General features: G+C 64.5%; 25 protein-coding genes and 1 pseudogene. 11 read left to right on the forward strand and 15 right to left on the reverse strand.

What is annotated here, in order from left to right; genetic code table 11:
• Positions 1-162: 162 nt before the first annotated feature.
• Together XI06_RS04105 and murI are read right to left on the reverse strand one after the other, a co-directional pair.
• Complete coding sequence (locus XI06_RS04105; protein ID WP_237865708.1) at positions 163-936, reverse strand: HpcH/HpaI aldolase family protein; 774 nt, start codon at positions 934-936, stop codon at positions 163-165.
• A 62-nt stretch (positions 937-998) separates the two neighbouring features.
• Complete coding sequence (gene murI / locus XI06_RS04110) at positions 999-1,796, reverse strand: glutamate racemase (protein WP_237865709.1); 798 nt, start codon at positions 1,794-1,796, stop codon at positions 999-1,001.
• A gap of 167 nt (positions 1,797-1,963) precedes the next feature.
• Between murI and XI06_RS04115 the strand changes: the two are divergent.
• Positions 1,964-2,513 (forward strand): annotated as a pseudogene (locus XI06_RS04115) (cytochrome b).
• Positions 2,514-2,663: 150 nt separating this feature from the next.
• Entirely contained in the window at positions 2,664-3,305 is a 642-nt protein-coding gene (locus XI06_RS04120) for a glutathione S-transferase family protein (protein WP_237865710.1), read from the forward strand.
• Between the two features lie 8 nt (positions 3,306-3,313).
• Here XI06_RS04120 and XI06_RS04125 read toward each other — a convergent pair whose 3' ends face one another.
• Entirely contained in the window at positions 3,314-4,120 is an 807-nt protein-coding gene (locus XI06_RS04125; RefSeq protein ID WP_237865711.1) for a Crp/Fnr family transcriptional regulator, read from the reverse strand.
• A 253-nt stretch (positions 4,121-4,373) separates the two neighbouring features.
• Positions 4,374-5,468 carry a SecDF P1 head subdomain-containing protein gene (locus XI06_RS04130; protein WP_237865712.1) on the reverse strand — a complete coding sequence of 365 codons (1,095 nt, stop codon included), beginning with the start codon at positions 5,466-5,468 and terminating at the stop codon, positions 4,374-4,376.
• A 249-nt stretch (positions 5,469-5,717) separates the two neighbouring features.
• Between XI06_RS04130 and XI06_RS04135 the strand changes: the two genes are divergently transcribed.
• Positions 5,718-7,625, forward strand: coding sequence for an acyl-CoA synthetase (locus XI06_RS04135; protein WP_237865713.1), 1,908 nt, complete (start codon positions 5,718-5,720; stop codon positions 7,623-7,625).
• Between the two features lie 24 nt (positions 7,626-7,649).
• Here XI06_RS04135 and XI06_RS04140 read toward each other — a convergent pair whose 3' ends face one another.
• Entirely contained in the window at positions 7,650-8,819 is a 1,170-nt protein-coding gene (locus tag XI06_RS04140) for a M20 aminoacylase family protein (RefSeq protein WP_271604687.1), read from the reverse strand.
• Positions 8,820-9,479: 660 nt separating this feature from the next.
• Here XI06_RS04140 and XI06_RS04145 point away from each other — a divergent pair.
• A complete protein-coding gene (locus XI06_RS04145; RefSeq protein ID WP_237865715.1) occupies positions 9,480-10,064 on the forward strand; it encodes a TetR family transcriptional regulator in 585 nt (194 codons plus the stop codon).
• A gap of 8 nt (positions 10,065-10,072) precedes the next feature.
• Here XI06_RS04145 and XI06_RS04150 read toward each other — a convergent pair whose 3' ends face one another.
• From XI06_RS04150 to XI06_RS04160, 3 genes are all read right to left on the reverse strand, one after another.
• Positions 10,073-10,381: a hypothetical protein gene (locus tag XI06_RS04150; RefSeq protein ID WP_237865716.1), complete on the reverse strand. Its 309-nt coding sequence runs from the start codon at positions 10,379-10,381 to the stop codon at positions 10,073-10,075.
• Between the two features lie 106 nt (positions 10,382-10,487).
• On the reverse strand, positions 10,488-11,138 hold the full coding sequence (locus XI06_RS04155) for a response regulator (protein WP_237865717.1): 651 nt from the start codon (positions 11,136-11,138) through the stop codon (positions 10,488-10,490).
• Positions 11,139-11,145: 7 nt separating this feature from the next.
• Positions 11,146-12,513: a sensor histidine kinase gene (locus XI06_RS04160; protein ID WP_237865718.1), complete on the reverse strand. Its 1,368-nt coding sequence runs from the start codon at positions 12,511-12,513 to the stop codon at positions 11,146-11,148.
• 198 nt (positions 12,514-12,711) lie between these two features.
• Here XI06_RS04160 and XI06_RS04165 point away from each other — a divergent pair, with 198 nt between their 5' ends.
• From XI06_RS04165 to XI06_RS04185, 5 genes are all read left to right on the forward strand, one after another.
• Entirely contained in the window at positions 12,712-13,497 is a 786-nt protein-coding gene (locus tag XI06_RS04165) for a MotA/TolQ/ExbB proton channel family protein (protein WP_237865719.1), read from the forward strand.
• Complete coding sequence (locus tag XI06_RS04170; protein WP_237865720.1) at positions 13,494-14,180, forward strand: hypothetical protein; 687 nt, start codon at positions 13,494-13,496, stop codon at positions 14,178-14,180. The genes XI06_RS04165 and XI06_RS04170 overlap by 4 nt, the downstream gene beginning before the upstream one ends.
• Complete coding sequence (locus XI06_RS04175) at positions 14,173-14,778, forward strand: hypothetical protein (RefSeq protein ID WP_237865721.1); 606 nt, start codon at positions 14,173-14,175, stop codon at positions 14,776-14,778. Before XI06_RS04170 ends, XI06_RS04175 begins: the two co-directional genes overlap by 8 nt.
• A 117-nt stretch (positions 14,779-14,895) precedes the next feature.
• Entirely contained in the window at positions 14,896-15,636 is a 741-nt protein-coding gene (locus tag XI06_RS04180) for a metallophosphoesterase family protein (protein WP_237865722.1), read from the forward strand.
• Positions 15,637-15,642: 6 nt separating this feature from the next.
• A complete protein-coding gene (locus tag XI06_RS04185; RefSeq protein ID WP_237865723.1) occupies positions 15,643-17,076 on the forward strand; it encodes a bifunctional serine/threonine-protein kinase/universal stress protein in 1,434 nt (477 codons plus the stop codon).
• Between the two features lie 6 nt (positions 17,077-17,082).
• Here the strand turns inward: XI06_RS04185 and XI06_RS04190 are convergent, their stop codons facing one another.
• The 4 genes from XI06_RS04190 to rpe all read right to left on the reverse strand — a co-directional run bounded on the left by XI06_RS04190 (position 17,083) and on the right by rpe (position 18,482).
• Positions 17,083-17,274, reverse strand: coding sequence for a hypothetical protein (locus tag XI06_RS04190; protein WP_237865724.1), 192 nt, complete (start codon positions 17,272-17,274; stop codon positions 17,083-17,085).
• 22 nt (positions 17,275-17,296) lie between these two features.
• Complete coding sequence (locus tag XI06_RS04195; protein WP_237865725.1) at positions 17,297-17,476, reverse strand: hypothetical protein; 180 nt, start codon at positions 17,474-17,476, stop codon at positions 17,297-17,299.
• A 4-nt stretch (positions 17,477-17,480) separates the two neighbouring features.
• A complete protein-coding gene (locus XI06_RS04200; protein WP_237872697.1) occupies positions 17,481-17,621 on the reverse strand; it encodes a hypothetical protein in 141 nt (46 codons plus the stop codon).
• Between the two features lie 159 nt (positions 17,622-17,780).
• On the reverse strand, positions 17,781-18,482 hold the full coding sequence (gene rpe / locus XI06_RS04205) for a ribulose-phosphate 3-epimerase (RefSeq protein ID WP_237865727.1): 702 nt from the start codon (positions 18,480-18,482) through the stop codon (positions 17,781-17,783).
• Between the two features lie 251 nt (positions 18,483-18,733).
• Here rpe and XI06_RS04210 point away from each other — a divergent pair, with 251 nt between their 5' ends.
• Positions 18,734-19,549: an EF-hand domain-containing protein gene (locus tag XI06_RS04210; protein ID WP_237865728.1), complete on the forward strand. Its 816-nt coding sequence runs from the start codon at positions 18,734-18,736 to the stop codon at positions 19,547-19,549.
• 16 nt (positions 19,550-19,565) lie between these two features.
• Here the strand turns inward: XI06_RS04210 and XI06_RS04215 are convergent, their stop codons facing one another.
• Complete coding sequence (locus XI06_RS04215) at positions 19,566-20,561, reverse strand: P1 family peptidase (RefSeq protein ID WP_237865729.1); 996 nt, start codon at positions 20,559-20,561, stop codon at positions 19,566-19,568.
• A gap of 57 nt (positions 20,562-20,618) precedes the next feature.
• Positions 20,619-23,423, reverse strand: a complete 2,805-nt coding sequence (locus XI06_RS04220) for a PAS domain S-box protein (RefSeq protein WP_237865730.1) — start codon at positions 23,421-23,423, stop codon at positions 20,619-20,621.
• A 253-nt stretch (positions 23,424-23,676) separates the two neighbouring features.
• Between XI06_RS04220 and XI06_RS04225 the strand changes: the two genes are divergently transcribed.
• On the forward strand, positions 23,677-24,063 hold the full coding sequence (locus tag XI06_RS04225; protein WP_237865731.1) for a response regulator: 387 nt from the start codon (positions 23,677-23,679) through the stop codon (positions 24,061-24,063).
• A 74-nt stretch (positions 24,064-24,137) separates the two neighbouring features.
• Here the strand turns inward: XI06_RS04225 and XI06_RS04230 are convergent, their stop codons facing one another.
• Positions 24,138-25,256, reverse strand: a complete 1,119-nt coding sequence (locus tag XI06_RS04230; RefSeq protein ID WP_237865732.1) for a branched-chain amino acid ABC transporter substrate-binding protein — start codon at positions 25,254-25,256, stop codon at positions 24,138-24,140.
• Positions 25,257-25,399: the final 143 nt, after the last annotated feature.

Consider the following 25,399-nt stretch of genomic DNA (forward strand, 5'->3'; position numbering starts at 1 on the left):
TTCGGTTCCGGCGGACTCAGATATGGGACTGACGGCGAGGGGCTCCCGCTCGCCGCCTGCTCTAGCACGCCGCGCCCTCCGAAGGCGAGAATGAGCATTTATTGAGCATTGTTCCGCCTGGGGCGACCGCTCTCCAGGGGGCTCGGCAAAGCGGCAGGCGGTTCAGCGCCTGATCCCGTCGAATGCCGCCGTGATGCCGCGCTGGAACAGCGACCAGTCGAACCCGAGCGCGATCGCGCGGTAGCCGCGGTCAATGAGCTGGTTGGCCTGGTCGGCGGTGCGCGCCACGCCGCCGATCGGCACGCCGCTTTTGAGAATCCCGGCCTCGGCCCGTGCGATCAGCGCCAGCAATTCCGGATCGTCCATCCGGCCGCGCTTGTTGATGGACGTGGCGAGATCGCCGGGGCCGATGACGGCAACGTCGATGCCCGGGGTCGCCATGATCTCGTCGATGCGGTTGACGGCATCGACATGTTCGATGGTGATCATGCAGATCATCTCATCGTCGGCCGATGCCATGTAGTCAGGCATCGACTGGCCCCAGCGGAACGGCGCGTGGAACGGTCCCCAGAGCCGGTCGCCGCGCGGCGGATAGCGCACGCTGCGCACCGCTTTCTCGGCATCGTCCCGATTGGTGATCATCGGAAAGTTGATGCCGAAGGCGCCGATATCCATCGGTGCTTTTGCAAGCCACGGCTCGTTCGCAGCGATCCGTACCAGGGGCGTGCACGGCGTGCCTGTGGTGGCGGCGATCATCGCATGCGCTTCGGTGAGCCCGATCGGCCCGTGCTCGAGATCGACGATGATCCAGTCCAGCGAGCGCGCCATGATCTGCACGGTCTGCACACTCGGGATCGTCGCGATCGCGCCGAAGGCGGGGCGCCCCTCGCTCCACAGCTGGCGGAGGCGATTGAGTGGCTTTGCGGGGACCGACATGGGATGACCTTGCGCGAGATGACGATGCGCGAAGCCTAGCAGTGCGCCGTGTCCGCGAAAAGTCAGGCGACTGCGCGCCCGCCGAAGAATGGCGTCAGCGTGGCGGAAAGGCCATGCACGCGGTTCGATGTGAAAATCATCTCGGCGCCTGATAGCGCGATGCTGCTGCTCGGCGCACCCAGCAGGTCGGAAACGCGGCGAGCGATCGCCGGCGCCGGGTCGATCCAGTCCACCGGCCAGGGCGCGAGCTTCTTCATCCGGTCGAGCAGCAGCGGATAATGCGTGCAGGCAAGCACCACCGTGTCGGTGCGTGCGCCTGCGTCCGCGGCATCGCCGACGAAACAGGGGGTGAGCTCAGTGAGGATGTCGCCGTCGCTGATCGCCTGGCCGCTGAGTTCACGCTCCGCAAGCGAGGCCAGCTCGGGCGAGCCGACCAGCGTGACCTCGCAGCCTTGCGCGAAATCGCGGATCAGCGCCTTGGTGTATTCGCGCTTCACCGTGCCCTTGGTGCCGAGCACAGAGACCCGGCGGGTCTTCGAGCGGGCGCAGGCCGGCTTGATCGCCGGCACCGTGCCGACGAAGGGCACGGAATAAGCGGCCCGCAAATGCGATAGGACCAGGGTAGAGGCCGTATTGCAGGCGATGACAACGAGATCAGGATCATGGGTGCCGAGCAGCTCCCCCATCAACGGCACGACGCGGGCGATGATTTCGTCCTCGCTGTGATGTCCGTAGGGGAAGAAGGCGTCGTCGGCGACGTAGGTATAATGCGCATCCGGGCGCGCGGCCACGACCTCACGCAGCACGGTGAGGCCGCCAAGACCGGAATCGAATACCAGGATCGTCGGGGAATTGGTCACGTCGCTACCCTAAGACCTCATGGTTACCATTCGGTTTTTGGGGCGGTTTTGCGGCGGGGGCGGCCTGCGCCCAGTTTGGAGCGATTCAATTTCGTGTTTGCCGCCTGTTCCCGCTATCAGCCGTGCTGCGCTGCGGTTGGGACATCCGCATATTTTCGGGAGCTGGCATGATCAGAAACACGGAAGACGGCTGGGGGAGCGTTGCCCGGTGGTTTCACTGGGGCTTGGCGCTGGCGATCATCGGCATGATCGGCTTCGGCTGGTGGATGAATCACATCCCGGCGCGGGCCGACAAGTTCTACTACCGCTCGATCCATGCCGATATCGGCTATGTGATCCTGCTGCTCACCGTGCTGCGCCTCGCCTGGCGCGCCATCAACCCGACGCCGGCGCTGCCGACGAAGTCCTTGCGCTGGCAGAGGATCGCGGCCCGCGCCAGCCACGGCGCGCTCTATCTCGTGGTGATCCTGGTCGCGATGCTGGGCTGGGCGCACTCGGGAGCGCTCGCCCAACTACTCCGACTTCTTTGGCCTGTTCAACGTGCCGCAATTTACCTCTCCGGACAAAGCGGCAGCCGGCGCCTATGAGGATCGGCATATCCTCTTTGCCTATGTGCTGCTGGCGCTGATTGTGATCCACGTCATCGCCGCCCTCTGGCATCACTTCATCCGCCGCGACCGCGTCGTGGCGCGCATGGTGACGGACGAGGCGCGGTAGAGGACGCTCTCTCCGCATCGTCATTGCGAGCGCAGCGAAGCAATCCAGAGTCTTTTCCGCGGGGGCAGTCTGGATTGCTTCGCTGCGCTCGCAATGACGGGTTAGGATGCAGCGACGCCACTGGTCCAGCTTCGCCCGTAAGGAGACACTATGCTCACCGTCTATCATCTCGGCAAATCGCAATCCGAACGCATCGTCTGGCTCTGCGAGGAGCTCGGGATTCCCTATGAGCTGAAGCGCTATGCGCGCGATTCCGTCACCATGTTGGCCCCGCCGGACTACAAGGCGTTGCATCCGATCGGTGCTGCGCCCGTCATCGCCGACGGCGATCTGGTGCTGGCCGAATCAGGCGCCATCGTCGACTACATCATTGCCAAATACGGCAATCGCCGGCTCGTGCTCCGCACTGACGATCCCGACTTCGCGCAATTCCTCTACTGGTTTCACTTCGCCAACGGCACCTTGCAGGCCGGCATGGGCCGGCTGATGCTGCTGAACCGGCTCAAGCTCACGGACGACAATCCGCTGCTGGTTGCCATCAGGGCGCGCGTCGACCGTGCCTTCGACCTTGTCGATGCGCGTGTACGTGATGCCGAATATCTGGCAGGCAGCGCCTTCACCACGGCCGATATCATGACCGTCTTCACGCTCACCACGATGCGCTATTTCCAGCCCTATGATCTCCAGCGCTGTCCGAACGTGGTCAAATATCTCGGCCGCGTCAGTGCGCGTCCGGCCTACCGTCGCGCGATGGAGAAGGGCGATCCGGGCATGGCGCTGCTGCTCAGCTGAGCGGACGATCAGGCGATCTTGTTCGTGGTCGCCGACCGCGCTGCCGCCAGCTGCTTCTGCAGGCGATCGATGTTCTGCAGCAGGCGCTGGCTGGTCAGCACCAGGAAATAATAGCCGAACTGCGGGTCCTGGAAGTAGATCTCGAGTAGGCGGTCATAGGTGATCGTGAGCACCTGGCCGTCTTCGATGCATTCGATCGTTCCGGTGCGGCGGTTGTCGGGCGTGAGGAAACCGAGCTCCCCCATCAGCGCCCCGGGCCCGATCTCGACGCCGATCTCCTTGACCAGGAACTTGCCGGTGACGGTGAGGAGCATCTCCTGGGCCGAATCGCCAAGTTTGAACAGGGTGTCGCCGCGGCGATATTTGCGCTCGGTCATGAACGGCTTGAGCCACTCGATCGACATGTCGCCTTCGGCGGCATGGCGCGCCTTCTTGACCAGCTTGAGCATCTGCCGCAGCCGAAGTGCGTTGATCGGAAGCATCAAGAGATAGAGCAGGAACGTCGAGACGTTGGCGGAGAGCGCGCCGAAGATGGCGAAGAACGCGCAGCCGATCATGTTGGCGACGCGCAAGGGCACCATCGTCCGCATCAGGAGAGTGGCGACGAAGAAGCCGGCGCCGATCGTAGCGAACAAATTGGCCAGCGTGATGTTGTGGACGAAGATCTCCAGCAGCCGGTTGAAGATCGCGTCCCAGGTGACGTTGTTGGGGTCAAGGCCCATCTGGACCAGGATCTTCGCGATCCTGAGATTGTCCGTGGCCGCATCGAGAATGCGGTCAAGGATCGAGGAGATGTCTGCGCTGCCGGACGGCATGGTACTATCCCTGCGTAAGGCCTTCAGTCCTGGGCGGTAGGCTCGACACGTATAGCCGAAATCGAATGACGACCGCTTGAATGAAACCTTCGGTCGCCGTTCCGCAACAGGCAAATTTTAGCCCGAACCGTCGTTTCGGCAATTGCCCGTTCGTTGCGCGCATGGTCTCCGGCCGCCCCGTGATTCGGGGGACGGCCGGTGGACTTCAGCGTCCGGAAGTGGCGCTCCGCGCCAAAAAGGTCAGCCGGTGGGCCTACGGCTTGACGGCAGGCTGGATGACCTGCTGCTCGACGAAGGTCAGGTGCCCGGGCAGCGAACCGGCACGCAGCTGCATGGCGATACTGTTGGCCTCCTCCAGGGTGAAATTGCCCGAGATCTGGACCGAGCCGCCGGTAATGGGCTCGCGGATCACGGGGGCCGAGATCACCGTGTCGTCGAGCGCGATGGCGATGGGCTTGCCGATATTCTCTTCAGTGAGATGGGCGAAACGTCGCGTGCCGCGTCCGTTGAAGCGGAAGGAGACGACCGGATCCTTCGTGCCGGGCGCGAAGCTAGGCGCCGCATCGCTGACATCCTCCCCGTCGAGCGCGCTCTCCTTGGCGACCAGGTAGGGCCGCTTGTCCTTGAACCCGAGCAAGACTTCCGTGCCCTCGGGCGGCTTTCCGGATTGCGCCAGCTCTGCTGGCATCGAAACATCGACCTGGCGGAGGCTGACCTTGACCCTCCGGGCGAAGATCGCGGTGACGCGCTCGGGATCGGTGACGCCGGGCAGGAAGATGCGAATACGATCAGGCCCGTCAGGGACGGCGCTGACAAGTTTGATGCCAGCATCCTTGAGACGCTGCTCGATCATCGCGATGGAATCGCCGACCAGCTCGGTCAGCCGTGCCTTGGATGCTGCATCGGTCGGCGCGAGCCGGACAGCTCCGTCGCCGCCATCGGTCACGGAAACTGCGTGCGACGGCACGCCTTCCGCGGCTGCGGCGAGCTTGCGCGCGAGCTGATCGCGTGCCTTGGCGTCGGCGATCTTCACATCGACGCCGCCGTCGCGGATCGCAAGATTGGAGAAGGCGATATGGCCGTCGTGCAAGACCTTGTAGACGTCGTCGCGCAGGTCCGTGACCACGCTGTCGCGCAAGCCCTCGCTGTCGACCTTGTAGATGATGCGTGATCCGCCCAACTTCTCCATCTTGTCGCCGACGAAGGCCGCGATCTTGGCGCGCATCTTGTCGAACTGGTCATCGGCGAGTGCGGCGCGCGGCAGGACGATCGCCGACGCGGAGATCACCGACGTCATGGCGAACGCAAGGATCAGTCCTCTGGTGCGGTCCCGCCGGGGTGTAGTCATGATCACCTCACGTCTTGCGGCAGGACGCTGGCAGATGAGCCCAATGCCAGTTCTTGGTACCCGGATCGGGCGGAGAGGTTCAAAAGCCCGTCGGGCGAGGTTTATCGCCGCAGCCGGTAGGCAATGGACGAACGCCAAATCATCCATCATTCTGGTTCCGCTCGGCCGGCCAATCGGCCGAGGCCCCCGCCGCACCAAATGTCAAAAGACAGGCGGCGAGGGACTGGATCTGAGGGAGGACGGAATTCCATGGCGGGCATTCACGCGCTCGATCGGCTCATCGGCAATGAGTATCCGGGGCTTTTGACGGACGAGGAGGTCCGGGCCTTCGAGCAGGTCCCGTACGCCGACCGGGTCGCGGCCGAGAGCACCTATGACGCCATCAGGCTTGGGGCCGCGCGCAACCCCGACGGCGCGGTGATCCAGTTTCTGCAAAATGCCGATCCCGCCGACACGCCTGTTGTGGTCACCTATCGTGACTTCATTGCGCGCGTCACGCAGGCGGCCAACATGTTTCACGCGCTCGGCGCCGAGAAGGGAGACGTCATCTCGTTCATGTTGCCGCTGCTGCCCGATGCCTTCGTGACGCTGTTCGGGGCCGAGGCCGCCGGCATCGCCAATCCCGTCAACCCGCTGCTCGAGCCGCATCAGATTGCGGAGATCCTGGAAGCGGCGAGCACGAAGATCCTGGTGGCGCTCGGGCCGATGCCGGGCACCGACATCTGGCAGAAGGTCGAGCAGATCCGCCCCTCACTCAGGCACCTAAAGGCGATCGTGCAGGTGGCTGGTGGCGGCGATCCTGAGAAGGGCATCTTCGCGTTCAACGATCTGATCAAGCAGCAGCCGGCGGACCGGCTTGTCAGCGGGCGCAAGATTCTCGGCAGCGACATCGCGGCCTATTTCCATACCGGCGGCACGACCGGCACGCCAAAGCTTGTGCGGCATACCCACACCAACCAAGTCTATCAGGCCTGGGCGCTCAACCTGCTGCTGAAGGCGAAGCCCGGCGCGAACATGCTGTTCGGCATGCCGCTGTTTCATGTCGGCGGCTCGCTGACGCAGGTCCTGGCGACACTGTCTGCCGGCGGCTCGTTGGTCGTGCTGTCGCCGAGCGGCTGGCGCAATCCGAACGCTGTGAAGAACATCTGGGGCCTGGTCGAGCGCTTCAAGGTCGAGGCATTATCGAGCGTGCCGACGGTGCTTGCCGCAACGCTCGCGGTGCCGCCGGGCCATGCCGATATCTCAAGCCTGAAATACGCTGCCGGCGGTGGCTCCGCGATTCCGGTTGCCGTCGGCTCGGCGATCCAGGACAAGCTCAAGCTGCCGGTGGTCGAGGTCTACGGCATGACCGAGACCTCGAGCGTGCATACGCTGGCTTATCCTTCACGTCCGATCCGGCTCGGCTCGGTCGGTCTTCCCATGCCTTACGCACGCGTGCGCATCGTGCAACTGGATGCCGACGGCAATCTGATCCGCGACTGCAAGGTGGACGAGATCGGCGTCGTCATCATGGCCGGGCCCGGCGTGTTCGGCGGCTATCTCAATGATGCCCACAACAAGGGTGCCTTCGTCGACAAGGTCTGGGTCAATTCCGGCGATCTCGGCCGGTTGGACGCCGATGGCTATCTCTGGATCACCGGTCGCGCCAAGGACCTCGTGATCCGCGGTGGCCACAACATCGATCCGGCCCCGATCGAGGAGATCATGTTCCGCCATCCAGCCGTGGGGTTTGCCGCGGTGGTCGGCCAGCCCGACGCTTACGCCGGCGAGCTGCCGGTCGGCTATGTCCAGTTGAAGCCCGGCGCGTCAGTCGAGCCGGGCGAGCTCGAAGCGTGGGTGCGTGAGCGCACGCCGGAGCGCGCCGCCGTGCCGGTGCAAGTCATCCCGATCGACCCGATGCCGGTGACCGGCGTCGGCAAGGTCTTCAAGCCACAGCTGCGCTGGGATGCGGCGCAGCGCGTGTTCACCAAGGTGCTGATGCCGCTCACCGAGCGCGGCATCGACTGCAAGGTGAAGGTCGGCGCTCATGGCAGCCACGGCTCGATCGCGACCGTGACACTTGCGGGCTTGCCGGCCGACCAGCGTGAGGCCGTCGCTGGCGAGGTGCATACGCTACTCGCGCCGTTCGTGATGCGGCACGAGGTGGTGCAGGCCTAGCGTCGCACCCACTCCGCAGTCGCGTTACGCCGGCATCGCGGTCTCAATCAAGCGCACCCAGAACGAAGCGCCGTGGCCGAGGATGTTGTCGTTGAAGACGTAGGCCGGGTGGTGGCATGCCGGGCTGTCGCCCATGCCCACCAGCACCATTGCGCCGGGGCGCTCTTGCAGCATGAAGGAAAAATCCTCCGCCCCCATCATCGGGACAATGCGGTCGTTGACGCGCTCGGCGCCGACGATGTCACGGGCGACGTCGGCGGCGACGCCGGCTTCGCGCGCATGGTTCAAGGTCACCGGATACATGCGCGTGTATTTCGTCTCCGCCGAGCCGCCATAGGCCCGGGCGACGCTGTCGGCGACTTCGCCGATCCGGCGCTCGACGAGATCGCGTACCTCGGGATCGAGCGTGCGCACGGTGCCGCTGAGCTCGGCGGTCTCCGGGATGATGTTGAAGGCGGTGCCGGCGTGGAATTGCGTGATCGAGACCACCGCCGACTGCAGTGGATTGACGTTGCGCGCGACGATCGATTGCAGCGCGCCCACGATCTGCGAGCCGATCAGAACGCTGTCGATCGCCTGGTGCGGCGTGGCGCCGGCATGGCCGCCCTTGCCGTGGACGGTGATCTGGATGTTGTCGGAGGAGGCGAGCAGCGGGCCCGCCGTGGTTGCGAAATGGCCTTCGGCGAGACCCGGCATGTTGTGCATGCCGTAGACCTGGTCGATGTTCCAGCGCGTCATCAGCCCGTCCTCGACCATGGCCTTGCCGCCGCCGCCGCCTTCCTCGGCGGGCTGGAAGATCACGACCGCGGTGCCGTCGAAATTGCGCGTCTCGGCGAGGTACTTTGCCGCGCCGAGCAGCATCGCGGTGTGGCCGTCATGACCGCAGGCGTGCATCTTGCCCGGGATCTTCGAGACGTAGGGCACATCGGCGGTTTCCATGATTGGCAGCGCGTCCATGTCGGCGCGCAGGCCGATCGCCTTGCCGGAGGTGGACTTGCGGCCACGGATGACGCCGACGACCCCGGTGCGGCCGATGCCCGTTACCACCTCGTCGCAGCCGAATTCCCGCAATTTGTCGGCGACGATGCCGGCCGTGCGGTGGACTTCGTAAAGCAGCTCCGGGTTCTCGTGGAAGTCATGGCGCCAGGCGGCCATTTCATCGGAGAGGGCGGCGATGCGGTTGACGATGGGCATGGGTTTGCGTCCGTTTCTTCTTCGTGGGGCGGGTTAGCGTCGCGTAACCCACCGGCTGGTGTGGCGGCGGATCATCTGGCGGTTCCAAGCGGCGGGCGGCGGCCTAAGCGTGTGGCGCCGGCCAAAATGCTTTGTACGCCGTGATTTGGCAGAGGGGGAGGGCGAAACAAGCGGTGCGGCAAGCAGGTAGGGAATGAGGGGATGATTGGGGCTGAATAGGTATCATGGTCCGCGAGGACGCGGGCCACCTCGGCCCAGAGACTGTGAGCGGCCACCAGCAAACATTAACTGTCAGTCACGGATCTTTGACTGACAGATATTGAAATCTGTCAGCGAGACGTGTATATCCGTTCTTGGACGCTCCGATTGGGCGTCTGGCGGCATCCCGGAAGCCCGACGTCCCAGCAAATGGGGATCGAGGGTCGAAATTGAACAACGGGGACCGCCAATGATTGGAGACTTACGACAATGACGACCGAAATCATCAATCTCACCGGGACGATTGGGCATTGGCTCAATTTGCTGGTTGCGCGCCAGATCGCGGCGCAGGCTGCAAAACTGCCTCATTAAGGCGAGAGCTTTCCGAACCGACCGGTATGGGCGCTTCGGTAAGCATCCATCGCCGGGTAACTGGACCCTAAACGGGAACATGGTGCTGGCATGAACGAAGCCGTTGTTTTGACGCCGGAGCGGATTCTCGAAGTGACCGAGGACGTGTTGCGGCGCTACGGACTTGCCAAGGCCACTGTGGTCGATGTTGCCCGTGCGCTCGATGTGAGCCACGGCAGCGTCTATCGCCACTTCCCGAGCAAGGCCTCGCTGCGCGAGGCTGTCGCCAAACGCTGGCTCGACCGCATTGATGCGCCGCTTCTGGCGATCGCGAACGAGCAGGGCCCCGCGCCCGACAGGCTCGATCGCTGGCTGCGCACCCTGTTCGCGGCCAAGCGCTCGCGCGTGCTCGACGACCCCGAGATGTTTGACACCTATCTGACGCTGGCGCGCGAAGCCTGCGCCGCCGTCAAGTGCCACAAGGACACCATGATCGACCAGATCGCGGCGATCCTGACTGACGGCGTGAAGCAGGGCGAGTTCGCGGCGACCGACGTTAAAACGACGGCGCGCGCGCTGTTCGACGCGACCTGCCGCTTCCATCATCCGGCCCATGCCGACGAGTGGAAGGATGCCGAGCTGCCTGCGCGCGTGGACGCGACCCTTGCGCTGCTGCTGCGCGGTTTGAAGGGTTAGATTCCGGCTTAGCTGACCCGTTTGCCCTGAAGCATAGCGCCGTCGCGAAGCGAGCGCGCCGGCGAACTGTGTTTTCGCGGCTGAAAGGCGCCGTCGGACGACGGCACGACCGGCGGACTCTCCGGATAGACAGAGATCGCAATCTCGACGTCGTCCTTCGATCGCTTTCGAAGCCGCTCGAATGTGAGTTCCTGATCCAGCGTCGGGCAGCGGAAGTGGACGACTGCGGTATCCGGCAGGCGGCAGAGCTCGTCGATGAGATCGCCGACTGTGATGATGGGGGGATGCGCGACTGCCTTGTGATGAATCTTACTCATGACCCTCTACTCCTTCACTCTGCTAACAGGAACGGAATAGCCTCTGTTCCAATCCGCTCGGCAGATTGAGAAATTTCATGTCATTCGGAAAACGGCAGCGCTGTTGCTAAATCCGCGTCAGCCCGCAAGCCGCGGCCAGCCGCACCAGTTGTGCGTCCGTGCGCGCGCCGGTCTTGGTCTTGATCAGATAGTGATAATTCTGCACCGTCTTGACGCTGAGATTGAGCTGCGCCGCGATCTCCTCGGTCGTGGCGCCCCCGGCGAACTGGCGCAGAATCTCGATCTCGCGCTCGCCCAATTGATCCAGCACCGATCCCGCCGACAGGCTGTCCTCTGCGAGCACATGTGCGATGTCGTCGCTCATGGCCCGCTCGCCGCGCGCGACGCTTCGGATCGCGTTGACGACAGCGGAAGGCGCGCTGCTCTTGGTGACGAAGCCGGAGGCGCCGGCATTGAAGGCGGCTTTCACCAGCACGGCCTCGTTGTGCATGGTGAAGACGAGGATGCGCGCCCGCGGGTTGCGCGCGCGGATGTTGCGGATCGCCTCGAGCCCTGAGGCGCCCGGCATCGAGATGTCCATCACCACGACATCGGGCTCATGAACCTTGAAGGCGCTGTAGGCATCTGCCGCGTTGTCGGCCTCCGCCACGACATGGAGATCGCCCTGGCTCTCCAGCACGCGCCTGTAGCCCTGGCGGACGATCGGATGGTCGTCGACCAGGAGCACGGAGACGCCTGTGGTTGCGACCTCGCTCATGACAGCCTCACGCAGCAAGCGGAATCGTCGCGGCGACGCTGAGGCCACGCCTTGCAGGCAGGATCGACAGCGAGCCGCCGGCCGCCGTGACGCGCTCGCGGATGCCGGTGAGGCCGAAGCCGGCGGAGCGTGCCACGCGGGCCGCATCGCCGCCGCCGTCGTCCTCGACACGGATCAGCAGCACGCCGTCCTCGCCTGCGCATCGTTCGACATGCAACGAGATCTCGCGCGCTGCACCATGGCGTAGCGCATTGGTCAGGCATTCCTGGGCGACGCGATAGGCAGTGGTGGCAGCCGGGCCGCTGATGTCGGTGAGGTCGCCCTTGAGGTCGAGCTGGATCGTTGGCTGCGTCGTACTCTGCGAGCGCCAGCTGTCGACGAGGTTGACGAGGCTCGCCCCGAGCCCGAGCTCCTCGGGCAGCGGATTGCGCAGGCGCTTCAGCGCATCGCGCAGCGAGGCCATCAGATGATGCGTGGCCTGCGAGATCATGCGTGCATCCTGCGCGATGCCATTATCGGTCTGCCGCGCGCTCGCGGTCTCGATCGTGTTGGCGAAAGCCAGGATCGCCGAAAGATTCTGCCCGAACTCGTCATGCAGCTCGCGGGCAAGCGCGCGTCGCTCATCGTCGCGGATCTCGATCAGGCGCCGTGTCAGCGCGGCGCGCTGCTCGGTGGCCTCCTCGAGCCGGCTGCCGAGCGCGTCGACGGCGCCGCCGATCATGGCGAGCTCCATGGAGCGGAAGCGCGGCAGCTTGGTGCGATACTGGCCGCGCGCCATGCGTTGCAGGGCGGTCACGATGGTGCGTGCCGGCGCCAGCGTGTGCGCGATCGCAAGCGAGGCGAGCAGCGCGATCGCCGCCGCCATCAAAAGCGCAACGTCTGTTACGTTGAGAACGTATTCCCAGGCGAGCGAGATTGAGGCGGCTTGGTCGGGTGTCGCAACCACCGTTCCGGCGGCTGCGGCTCGGGGGCTGATGGGGCGCACCACCTCGGCATGGCTGCCGAGGAAGGTCGGAACGATGGCGGCGAACCAGCGCGGCGGGGTCCGGCCGATCCCTTGGCTCTGGCCGCAGAGCGGTTTTTCGAATGCGGTGGCCGGCTGGAACTCGACGCAGACACCGGGTGCAATCAACTTCACCGTCTCAACTGTGCGCCATTCCGGAACCGGCACGAGATGCTCACGAATCCTGCTGCTGCGCAGCAACAGCTCGTGCCAGTACAGGCCCTGGAGCGCCTGCGCGACCCGCTGCGCGGACGCCGCGGTCGCCCGGTCGACGCTGCGATAGGCATCGAAGGTAGCCCATATGGTTGCCGCGCCCAGGCACAGCGCAACGATGAGAAGCAGACGGGCGACAAGCTGAAGCACGAGGCGCATGCGATCACCCCAAAGTTTGATAAGCTCAGCCTAACAACGCCGCCGCGCCTTGCCAATTGCAGGGTTCGGACCGGATGGCAGCTCGGGCAAATTTCCCAAGCCGGATTGGGCATGGGTCTTTGGACCCGAAGCGGCGGCTTTGATCTAATCGGGTGGAGACGTCGCAGGCCAATCCCTGCAAGTCAGGAGCGATGCAGCATGAGTTCGATGACGATTGGACCGATCGCGGCCGCGGCTGCCGACCCATCCGAGCGCAGCGCGCTGCTGTTCTGGATGATCTTCACGGGGCTCTCGATCTTCGCCGCGGTGCTGCTGTGGCGCTTCGGCCTGATCCATCTGATGCTGACCTCGGACCGGACGTACATTTCGAGCGTGATCGCGGCACTCTATCTCGTTACCTGCGGCCACTGCTTCCTGCGCACGCGGGCGATTGCCCGTGAAGGTGCCGCCGCCCGGCGCTGCCGCGCGGTGCTGGCGGCGCCAGATGGCGGCAAGGTGCTCGATGCGCGCGCCACCGCGCTGCCGCACGGGCTGGTGCGCGACCACATCGAAAGCCTGGTGACGAAGGCCGCGGCGCAGGATTACCGCCCGGTCGACCAGACGCTGCTGCTGCGGACGCTCGCCGACCGCCTGCGCGGCTCCAACGGGTTCGGCGCCTTCGTCTCCGACACGCTGATGAAGCTCGGCCTGCTCGGCACCATCATCGGCTTCATCATCATGCTGGCGCCGATCGCCGGGCTGGACGCCGCCGACAAGGTCGCGATGCGTTCCTCGATGGGGCTGATGAGCGACGGCATGGCGGTCGCGATGTACACGACGCTCGCGGGCCTCGTCGGCTCCATCCTGGTTCGCATCCAGTACTACATGCTCGATGCCGCGACCCAGCGGGTGTTCTCGGATGCAGTGGTGCTGACAGAGACCTATGTGACGCCGGTTCTCGAGCGCAGGGGATCCGAAATCAAGGGCGCTGGAACGCCGTCATGATGGATGATTTCGGCCTCTATCCGCGCGAGGAGCCGTTCGATCCCCTGGGCGTGATGCTGTTCAAGGCGCTCCAGGTGGTCGCCTTCCTGTTCTTCCTCGCGCTGCTGGCGGTCTCGCCCGATGCCAAGGAGGGCAAGATCGACTCCAAAGCCGAGTTCATGATCACACTGGACTGGCCGGACAATCATCCCGACGATCTCGACCTGTTCGTGCAGGATCCCGCCGGTAACATCGCCTGGTATCGCCACCGCGAGGCCGGCTTCCTCACGCTCGATCGCGACGACCGCGGCGGGGCCAATGACTTCATCATGGTCAACGGCAAGAAGATCGCTTCCCCCATCCGCGAGGAAATCGTCACGCTGCGCGGCATCGTCCCCGGCGAATACACCGTCAACGTCTCGCACTTTGTCGCCACGACCGGCGAGCCCGTGACGGCCAATGTGAAGGTGCAGAAGCTCAACCCGACCGCGCAGGTGGTCTTCGACAACAAGTTCACGCTCGACCACACCGGTGACGAGAAGACCGCGGTGCGATTCCGGCTCGATGCCGAGGGCAAGGTCATCGATGTAAGCCAGCGGCCGAAATCGCTGATGGAGACCTTTCGCAGCACCTGGCGCAACGGAGCCGATCTCGACCCGAGGACCGGTGTGAGCAAGAACGCTACGAGGATCCGCCGTGATTAATTTGCAGGCGGTCATCCTTTCGCTATCCGTAGCCTATGCGGTGATCGGGGCGCTGCTGTTGGTCGTGCTGGTCTATGCGCGGCTGCACTGGTCACTGAAGGCGATCGCCGTCGTCGTGACCAGCGCGTTCTATGTCGTGAGCTTCACGGAAATGCGTGGGTTGCTCGGCTGGGCCAGCAGCGAGCGGCTGCCGACCGCCTTCAAGCTGCTCAAGGCGCGGATCGTCGAGCCGCATTCGCTGGAGGGCGATCCCGGGTCGATCTATCTGTGGGTCGAGGAACTCGACGAAGATCATCGTCCGAGTGGCATTCCGCGGGCCTTCCGCGTTCCCTACAACGACACCCTGGCCGACAAGACCCATGCGGCGGAGAACGAGATTGCGGCGGGCCATCCGCAAGGCGGGCGCGCGGCGGACTTTGGCGGCGGCGAGGGCAGCCTGATCGACATGGTCCGGGAATATGTGACGCCCAAGGTCATCCTTGAGACCAGCGGCGGCGATTCCTCGACCGGTGAGTTCAATGCCCCACCGGCCGGCGCGCAGGGAGCGGTGTTTACACCCCTGCCGCCGCCCCGGATGCCGCCCAAGGACGAGCAATAGGCCCTTCACCATCGCGGCCGCCTGGCGCTGGTCAACTGCCTTGCGCTGGCGCATCTTGTTGACCTCCCTCAAATTGGCTTTATCGGCTTCCAATAAGATTATGAGGGTGGAGGGTGTGTGCTTCTCGCTGTCTTTTCGGATATCCACGGCAACCGGCAGGCGTTCGAGGCGTGCCTTAAGGTGGCCCGCGCGAAGGGCACGGAGCGGTTCATCCTGCTCGGTGATTTTGTCGGTTATGGCGCCGACCCGGAATGGGTCGTCGACACCGCCATGGATCTGGTCACCCGTGGCGCCGTCGCCGTGCGCGGCAACCATGACGAAGCCGTCAACACGACCTCCGAGAACATGAATAACGAGGCGCAGATCGCGATCGAGTGGACTCGCGGGCGGCTTGACGCAGCACAGCGGCGGTTCCTGGCCGAACTGCCGATGCTGGTGGAGGACAGCGACCGCCTGTTCGTGCATTCGGAAGCTTCGAGCCCCAAGCGGTGGCATTACGTCCGCTCGACCGCGGATGCCGCCAAGAGCCTGATCGCAACGCCGGCCCATGTCACTTTCTGCGGCCACATTCATCGGCCCGCGCTCTATTCGATGTCGGTGACGGCGAAGATGACGAGCTTCGTGCCCAAGACCGATGTGCCGGTGCAGCTGCTGCGCGGCCGGCAATGGCTCGCCGTGCTCGGCTCGGTCGGCCAGCCGCGCGATGGCGATCCCTCCGCGTCCTTCGTGCTGTTCGACACGGACTCGTGCCAGATCACCTATTGCCGCGTGCCCTATGACATTGCGAGCGCGGCAAACAAGATCCGCGAGAACGGCCTGCCGCCCTGGCTCGCCGATCGGCTGTCGCAGGGGCGCTAGAGGCCGATGCCCAAATCCCAGGTCAAGTCCGGCGCGGAGGTCGACGGCTATACGATCGGCGAATGCGTCCATGCCGGCGGCATGGCGACGCTATGGACGGTCACCCATCCCGGCATCGATGGCCCGCTGCTGATGAAGGTCCCGCGAGCCTCGGAAGGCGAGGATCCCGCCGCGATCGTCTCCTTCGAGATGGAGATGATGATCCTGCCGCGACTCGCCGGTCCGCACGTGCCGCACTGCTATGGCACCGGCGATTTCGCTCGCCAGGCCTATGCCGTGATCGAGCGCATTCCCGGAACCACGCTGTACAAGCGGCTGCCCGATCTGCCGCTGCCTTACGAGGAGGCGCGGCTGCTGGTTGCCAAGATCGCGGCTGCACTCGCCGATCTGCACCGGCAGAACGTCATCCATCACGATATCAAGCCGAGCAGCGTCATGTTCCGCGAGAGCGGCGAGGCGGTGCTGATCGATTACGGCCTGTCGCATCACGATCATCTGCCCGACCTGCTGCAGGCGGAGTTCCGTCTGCCTTACGGCACCGCGCCATACATGGCACCGGAGCGGCTGCTGGGCGTGCGTGACGATCCGCGCAGCGATCTGTTCTCTCTCGGCGTGCTGCTGTACTTCTTCACGACTGGCGAGCGTCCGTTCGGCGAAGGCGAGACGCTGCGCGCGATGCGACGGAGACTGTGGCGCGATCCGCATCCGCCGCGAAGCTTGCGGGCCGACTATCCGCCCTGGCTCCAGGAGGTGGTGCTGCGGTGTCTCGAGATCGAGCCGGTCCGGCGCTATCCGACCGCAACGCAGCTCGCCTTCGATCTCGCGCACCCAACACAGGTCAGGCTGACCGCGCGTTCGGAGCGGATGAAGCGCGATCCCTGGAGCGTGGCATGGCGGCGCCGTTTCAACCAGGATGCCACGCAGCCACGGGCGAAGCCGGATGTTGCCGAGCAGATCGCCTCAAGCCCGATCCTTGCAGTCGCGCTCGACACGGTAGAAGGTGAGCCGGAGTTGAATGAGGCGCTACGCGTCACCACGGAGCGCATTCTCGCCACGCTGCCGTCAGCGCGGCTCGCCTGCATCAATGTGCTGAAGCTCAACCGCATCGCCATCGACAAGACGCTGGACGAGCAGGGCTCCAACAAGCATATCGACCGCCTGGTCGCGCTCAGGCATTGGGCCACGCCCCTGAAGCTCGACGAGAGCCGGCTGTCGGTTCACGTGCTGGAGGCGGTCGATCCCGCTACGGCACTGCTGGAATTCGCCGAGATCAACCAGGTCGACCAATTCATCATCGGCGCCCGGCAGAGCTCATTCAGGCGCACGCTGCTTGGCAGCATCTCGGCCAAGGTGGCGGCGGAAGCGACCTGCACCGTCACCGTGGTGCGGCCGCCGCGGATGGCTATTGCCAAACCGGACGCCGGCGTGGTGTGGGGCTAGGAAAGTTCAGGCCGCGTGGGCGGTGTGGACCGAACGCTTGCGGCGGATCGGCCAAGAGAACTGAGGGCCGGGCTCGCCGTGATCCGGACTGCCGCCGAAGTACTGGATGATCTCGCGGCAGGGCTCGCAGTTGAAGAGGTTACGCGACGCGGACGCCTTGGTCATTTCCTTCAGGCAGTTCGGGCAATGCGGTTTCATTGGCTTAGTCCAGTATGAAATTTCAATGCCGGCGCGGTGACCGGAACGGGACGTCCAGGTCGGCCGTCTCGGCGCCCGGATCGTCGCGCATCTCGCCTTCGGAGCGTTCGAGCCGACCGAAGAAATAGTCGAGGTTCGGATGCGGGCGCCGCGGGATGCGACACCTGCGTTTCGGCTGACGCTTCACGAGGGCGATCTGCATGGTGTCAGCCCGGATAGCGGTTGCGACCGATGATGCGGATCGAACGTGCCGGGACCTGGACCGGTCCGGCCGATGGGCCGAACACAACGAACGCACAAAAACCGATCCACAACGCCACGCCAGTCCAAACCAGGGTCGTCGTCATGATGTGCTCCTGTCAAATCAGGCAGGAATCACTAGCGGTGATTTGCGCGAATCAGGGAAGCCCGGAGGAGTACGGGTCGTGGTTGCAATTTTAGGCATTGCGCGTCGCAACACCCGTAAGAACCGCAGATTTGCGGGCGTTCGCGTCGCTCTGAGAGCTTCAGATTGCTTCGCCGCGGGCCCCGAGCGCCGCGTTGCGGATCGCTGCAATATTGTTCTTGTAGGCGTCCTGCGTGCCGCCCTTGAACACGGAGGTGCCGGCGACGAACGCATTGGCGCCGGCAGCTGCGAGCGCGCCGGCGACATCGGGGCCGACGCCGCCATCGACCTCGATATCGATCGGACGCCCCGCCGTCATCGCGCGGATGTCGCGGATCTTGCCGATCGCGGAGGGAATGAAGGCTTGACCGCCGAACCCGGGATTGACCGACATCACCAGCACGAGATCGACGAGATCAAGCACGTATTCGAGCACGCTGATCGGCGTGCCCGGATTGAGCGAGACGCCGGCCTTCTTGCCGAGTGCGCGGATGGCCTGGAGCGAGCGGTGCAAATGCGGACCCGCCTCGGCATGCACGGTGATGTGGTCGCAGCCGGCCTTGGCGAAGGCCTCGAGATAGGGATCGCAGGGCGAGATCATCAGATGCGCATCGAACACCTTCTTGGTGTGCGGGCGCATCGCCTTGATGACGTCAGGGCCGTAGGAGATGTTGGGGACGAAGTGACCGTCCATCACATCGAGATGGAGCCAGTCGGCGCCGGCCGCATCCACCGCGCGGACCTCCTCGCCGAGCTTCGAGAAATCCGAGGCCAGAATCGAGGGCGCGATGGCCAGGGGGCGGTGGGCGAAAGCTTGGGTCATGGCGCTGTTTCCCGGGCGGCAGGGGCGAATGGCCTCGCCTAACATGGGCCTCACAGCCGGGCAATGCAGGGGCGGTCAGCTTCCTGTGGGCGGAAAATTCTGCCGCCGCCGGCATGAATTGCCGATGTTCCCGCACTCCGCAAAGCGCCGCCGTGCCGGATTTCATTGAGCTTTTTTCGCTGGCACGACGCTTGCTGACCTTAATGGCCGGAACATTGGCCGCGGCATGCCGCATGGGTTGGAGTTGTGCAATGTTGTTCGCGCTTGGCGCCGTCTCGACTGCGCTTGATGCCATTCAATCGCTGACGAGCTCGAAATCGTCCTCGACGCAGCAGACCGGCTCGTCGCAAGGCGCGACCAATCCGTTCGCGATCGACAGCAGCAACAGCATCAGCAGTTCAACCAGCAGCGCGGCTCCGTCGGTGAATGCGGGCTACTATCCGCAGATCTCCCCGGAGACGATGAATGCGCTGTTCGCCGCGCAAAGCCAGTCGAATTCATCGACCAGCTCAGCATCGTCGAGCGCGACATCCTCGGCCCCGATGAGCCGTGATGACGCGCTGAAGGATCTGTTCTCGAAGCTGGACGCCAATGGCGATGGCCAGATCAGCAAGTCCGAGTTCGAGAACGCGCTCGGCGCCGGGGGCACCAATCTGGCGCAGGCCGACGACGTGTTCTCCAAGCTCGATACCAATTCGGACGGCAGCGTCAGCCTCGACGAGATGTCGAAGGCGCTGAAGGGCGCCGGCGGCCATCATGGTGGTCACCACCACGCGCACGCGGCGAGCGGCTCGGGCGACGCGTCGGGCAGCGGTTCGGATTCCTCCTCGTCGTCGTCGAGCGGCGGGTCGACCTCGACCACCACGACCGCCGCCGACGGCTCGACCACCACCACCGTCACCTATGCCGACGGTTTCAAGATGACGACGACAGTGCCGGGCGCCTCCAACTCGTCGAACGGCTCGGGCGGCGGCAGTTCGCCCTATGACTGGTTCGGCCAGATGATGCAGCGCCAGGCCCAGACCGCAGCGGGTTCTGCGGCTTCGTCGATGTCGATGAGCGTGTAAGGCGCTCTCCGAGATCCTAGCCAAACCGATCCTTCCACGCCGGCTGCGCACCCGGGAACGGCAGCGCGGTTGCGCTGTAGACGCCGCGGGCGATCGCGCGGGCGACCACGTTGGCGGCGACCATGCCGAGCTCGGTGAGGCCGACGATCGGATCGATCGGCTTTGCGCATGTCGCGGCGGCGAACAGCACGTCACCATCGGTCGGGGCATGCACCGGATAGATCGCACGCGCAAAGCCGGTGTGCGCGATCATCGCCAGCCGTTTGGCCTGGGGCTTGCTCAGCACCGCATCGGTGACGACGACGCCAATCGTGGTGTTCTCGCGCTCGGTTGCGGCAGGACCACCCTTGATGCGCATCTTGAGCATGTCGTCGGTGAATTTGTCGGGCAGTCCGCGGCCGCCGAACTCGCCGCCAACCTCGAACGGCGCCGCCCAGAACCAGGGTCCGTCGCCGACGGTGGCGCTGCCGACCGCATTGACGGCGATGAGCGCCGCGACCTTGACGCCGCTGCTGGTGACTGCGGATGCCGAGCCGAGCCCGCCCTTGAACGTCGCTGTGGTGGCCCCCAGGCCCGCGCCGGCGCTGCCGAGCGCAAATTCGCGCCCGGCTGAGGCGGCCGCGGCATAGCCGAGATCGCGATAGGGCGCGAAGCGGCCCCATGCCTTGTCGCCGCCGTTGAGCAGATCGAACAGGATCGCGCCGGGCACGATCGGGATCAGGGCCTCGCGGACGCGGAAGCCGCGGCCCTGCTCGGCAAGCCAGGCCTGGATGCCGCCGCCGGTCTCGATGCCGAAGGCAGAGCCGCCCGACAGCGCAATCGCGTCGACGCGCTCGACCGTATTGGCGAGGCCAAGCAGCGCGTCCTCGCGCGTGCCGGGGCCGCCGCCGCGGATGTCGATCGCCGCAACCGCGGGCTCGTCGAACACGATTGCCGTTGCGCCCGACGCAAGCTCTGCGTCATCGGCATGGCCGACGCGGACGCCGGCGATATCGGTGAGGAGGTTTTTCAAGGACGGCACTCCATGCGGCTGGCACGGTCTCAGCGATAGCGCACGCGCGCGGCGCGCTCAACTCGCCAGCGCCGTCCTGAGCATCTTGGCGAGCTCCGACTTGCGATAGGGCTTGGCCAGCAGCAGCACGCCGGAATCCAGTCGGCCATGATGGACGATGGCGTTTTCGGTGTAGCCCGAGGTGAACAGCGTCTTCAGCTCCGGTCGCCGCCGTGCCGCCTCGTCGGCGAGCTGGCGGCCGTTCATGTTGCCGGGCATGATGACGTCGGTGAACAGCAGATCGATGCCCTTGTCGGCATCGATGATGACGAGGGCTTCGGCGGCGTTGGCCGCCTCGAGCGCGGCATAGCCGAGGCTCTTGATCTGGGTCACGACATACTGCCGCACCAGCGCGTCGTCCTCGACGATCAGGATCTTCTCGTCGCCGCCGGTGACCGGCACGTTCTGGAGCTGTTCGTACTCGGTCTCCTGGACGCCGCTGGATCGCGGCAGGTAGATCTTCACGCTCGTGCCGTGGCCTTCCTCGCTGTAGATCTTGATGTGGCCGCCCGACTGCTTGACGAAGCCGAACACCATGCTGAGGCCAAGGCCCGTGCCCTTGCCGACCTCCTTGGTGGTGAAGAACGGATCGAACACCCGTTCGAGCAGCCCGGCCGGAATGCCCGAGCCGGTGTCGCTGACCGCGATCATCACGTAATTGCCGGCGACGACATCGGGATTCATGCTGGCATAGCCGTCGTCGAGGAAGATGTTGCGGGTCTCCAGCACCAGCGTGCCGCCGTTGGGCATGGCGTCGCGCGCGTTCAGAGCGAGATTGAGGATCGCCGTCGAAAGCTGGCTCGGATCGATCAGTGCCGGCCAGGCATCTTCGGTGAGTTGCGGCATGATCGTGATCTGCTCGCCGAGCGTCGGATGCAGGAGCTTTGCGGCCTCCAGCACCAGCGCATTGACATCGATCTCGCGCGGCTGGAGCGGCTGTTTGCGGGCGAAGGCGAGCAGATGCTTGGTCAGCTGCGCGCCGCGCTCGGCGGCGTCGTCGATCAGCTTGGTGATGGCAGCAAGCTCTGGCCGGTCGGCGACCGCGTCCGCCAAAATACCGATCGTGCCGGTGATGACGGTGAGCACGTTGTTGAAATCGTGGGCGACGCCGCCGGTCAGCTGGCCGATGGAATCCATCTTCTGCGCCTGCCGGAACTGGGCTTCGGCGGCTTGCTTTTCGGTCAGGTCGCGGCCGATGAAGAAATGACGCTTCACCGGCTCCGACCAGTTTCCAACCCAGTTCAGCGAGACTTCGTGACCGTCATAGTGGTAATAGCGCGCCTCGAAGCTGCGCTTGGTCTGACCGCGCCGCGCGGCACGCATCTCTTCGCGCGTCCTGTCCAGGTCGTCAGGGTGGATGAAATCGATCGCGCTGTGCCCGATCATGTCTTCCGGGCTCAGGCCGAGGATATCCTTCACGCTCGGGCTGACCTGGATGAAATTGCCGTAGCCGTCCGTGACCAGGATCAGGTCCTGTGATGTCTCGAAAATACGCTCGCGTTCCTCGATCTCGCGGCGCAGCTTCTCGCGCGATTGCTTTTCCTCGGTGATGTCGTGGGCGATCTTGGAGGCGCCGATGATCTCGCCATTGTCCGATCGCAGCGGCGAGACGGTCAGGACGACGTCGATCTGCCGGCCGTCCTTGCGGATGCGGACCGTCTCGTGCTGGGCGATCGACTCGTTGCTGCTGATACGGTTGAGAAGACCCCTGGCTTCAGCCTTCCGATCCTCAGGCACCACGAGATAGATTGATTGACCGACGGCTTCAGTGGCCGAATAGCCGAACAGGCGCTCGGCAGCCCTGTTCCAGCCCGTGATGCGGCCGTCGAGCGACTCGGTGATGATGGCGTCGTTGGAGGATTCGACCACGGCGCCGTAGAGCGCGAGGCGCTTGCCGTAATAGTCGCGGTCGAACGCCGATTGCTCGCGCAGCCGGCCGACGAGGCCCATGGTGCTCGCCTGGAGGCGGACATTCTCGATCAAGAGCACGGCGAGCACGAAGCTCGCGGCGAACAGGCCGTAGATGCGGCCGGCGTAGAAGCCGAGGTCGTAGCGGGCGATGTTGACGATGGCCGACAGCGCGATGTCAAACAGCCAGGCGCACATCGTGACCATCAGCCAGACGTCGATCACGGTATGCGGCTTGCGGAACCACAGCGTGATCAGCGCCGCGAAGCTCAACGACCAGATAAAGGACACGACGCCGATCATGGTTGCGGTGTAGCGGCCGTCCCTTAGCAAGACCGGCAACAGGTCGTGCCGCGCGGTGACGGTCCAGGCGATGACGATCATCGCGACAATGACGGCGAGCACGGTGAGCACGATCGACCGCTGCGTCTGTCCCTCGATCTTGTTGCCACCGTTGCCGTCCTTCAGCCAGCCATAGGCCAACACGAAGAGCGGGAATCCGGCGTGCCAGATCATGTAGAGCCAGACCGTGGTCTGGGTGCCGGCGCCCAGCAAACCCGTCGGCGAGAACAGTCCGGGGAAGGTGAGGGCGTGCGTCACCGCCGCCGCTGCGGTGAACAGATACCCTGCCGACAGCAGCAGCAACGCGCGGCTGCGCAGGACCGCGAATTGCGACAGCAGCAGAACCGCGGTAATGATGTCGCTGACGGCGAGCGCCGACTGGTAGCTGGCCACGAAGGCCGGCACCTCGATCAAGGGAGTCCCCGCGAAGGGGACAGCCAGCGCGAACAGGATCGCGGAGATTCCGACGATCGCCAGCGCTGCGGTGCGATCGCTCTGCGCCGCCGGCAAGGTCGAAAGGAATGTGCTTCGGTCGTTTCTGGCGTGCACGTTGACCTCTCGCAGGGGCAGCATGGGTAGTCCACGTGACTTCATTGGCCGGCTGCCTTGGCGTGTCGGCCTTGGCCTCCATGGTAACCCGCTCTGGGCGCGTGTCCCGAGGGGATACGCCTACGACTCAACCGAGGGTTACAGCTTACTTAACTGGGACAGGGAATCGGAATAGGGAATCGGTAAGGTTGGCTTTACTGGACGGACCCATACTGCCTTGCCGTACGTCGCCGTTTGAATTGAACCAATTAATGATACGAATCCGGGAGTTGTTCCCATGCCCCGTGTCCTTGTTGTGGATGACCAGAAGGACGTCCGCGCCATGGTCTCGATTGTCCTTCGGGTCAACCATTATGACGTGGTTGAAGCCGAGAGTGGTGTGGCCGGCCTCAAGGCCTTTGGCGAAGAGGTTTTCGACGCGGCCATTGTCGACATTTTCCTGAGTGACACCAGCGGTATCGAGGTCATGGCCGCCATCCGGGAACGGGTTCCCGGATTTCCGATTGTGGCGGTGTCAGGCATGACGACACTGGATTTCATCGGTGAGGCGCCTGGCCTCGATGGCGTGGTCTGCCTGCAAAAGCCGTTTCGGCCGAACGATCTGCTGCAAGCGCTTCGGAAGGCGCAGGCAGCTGCGGGCGGCGAGCTGTCTGCAGCCGTCTGACCGGCTTGCAAAAAAAACGCCCCGGCGGACCGGGGCGCTGACGTCGATCTGGTTAAAAGGTCAGGCGCCCTGTCTCAGGTGCCGTTGGCATTGAGTTCGGCGTAGCCGCCCTTGGCGTCCCACTTGTAGACGACATAGTCGATCTGCTTGATGTCGCCCTTGGCGTCATATTCGAGCGGACCAAGCACCGTATCCCACTTGCCGGCCTTGATAGTCTCCATGACCTTCTTGGCGTCGGTGGTGCCGGCTTTCTTGACGGCCTGAGACCAGACCTGCATCGCGGCATAGGTGTAGAGCGTGTAACCTTCCGGATCGATGCCCTTGGCCTTGAAGGCCTCAACGATCTTCTTCGCGCTCGGCTTGTTGCGCGGATCGGGACCGAAGGTGAACAGCGTGCCTTCGCCGGCCGGGCCCGTGATCGAGGCGTATTCCTTGTCGGCCAGCGCGTCGCCCGACATCAGGACCGTCTTCATGCCCTGGTCGCGCATCTGGCGCAGGATCAGGCCTGCCTCCTGGTGATAGCCGCCGACATAGACGAGGTCGATGTTCTCCTTCTTCAGGCGCGAGACGATCGCGTTGAAGTCCTTGTCGCCCTTGTTGTAGGACTCGTAGAGCTTCTCGGTGACGCCGGCCTTGTTGAGCGCCTTCTTGGTCTCATCCGCCAGACCCTTGCCGTAGGTGGTCTTGTCGTTGAGAATCGCGATGTTCTTGCCCTTGAAGTTCTTCGCGATGTACTGCGCGGCGATCAGGCCCTGTTGATCGTCTCGGCCGCAGACGCGCGCCACGTTCCAGAGCTTGCGCTCGGTGAACAGCGGGTTCGTCGAGGCGGGCGTGATCTGGAGGACATTACCGTCGGCATAAGCTTCCGAAGCCGGGATCGACGACGACGAGCAGAAGTGGCCCGCGACGAACGGGATCTTCGCACCCGCGATCTTTTCGGCAACCGAGCGGGCCTGCTTGGGATCGCAGGCATCGTCCTCGGCATCGAGCACCAGCTTCTTGCCGGCAACGCCGCCGGCGGCATTGAGGTCGGCAATCGCCAGGTCGGCGCCGTTCTTCATCTGGCGGCCGAAGGCGGATTCGGTGCCGGTCATCGGGCCCGCGACTGCGATGGTGAGGTCGTCTGCGAACGCCGCCGTTGACAGCGCAACGGAAGCGCCGAGTGCCAGACCGATGAGTTTCAGTGATTTCATGAGATACCTCGCGGGTGATCGTCTGTGGGAGTTGCCGGGCAAGCCCGGTTCAAACCGGCGCCATTCTTCAATGAATTGTTCGAGAAGTCACCGGCAAAATACGGGCATTTGCAAAGATATCTCGCCGTATTCGGCCGCACGCG

Origin of the sequence: Bradyrhizobium sp. CCBAU 11434, assembly GCF_028128895.1 — a bacterium.
GTDB lineage: Bacteria > Pseudomonadota > Alphaproteobacteria > Rhizobiales > Xanthobacteraceae > Bradyrhizobium > Bradyrhizobium zhengyangense.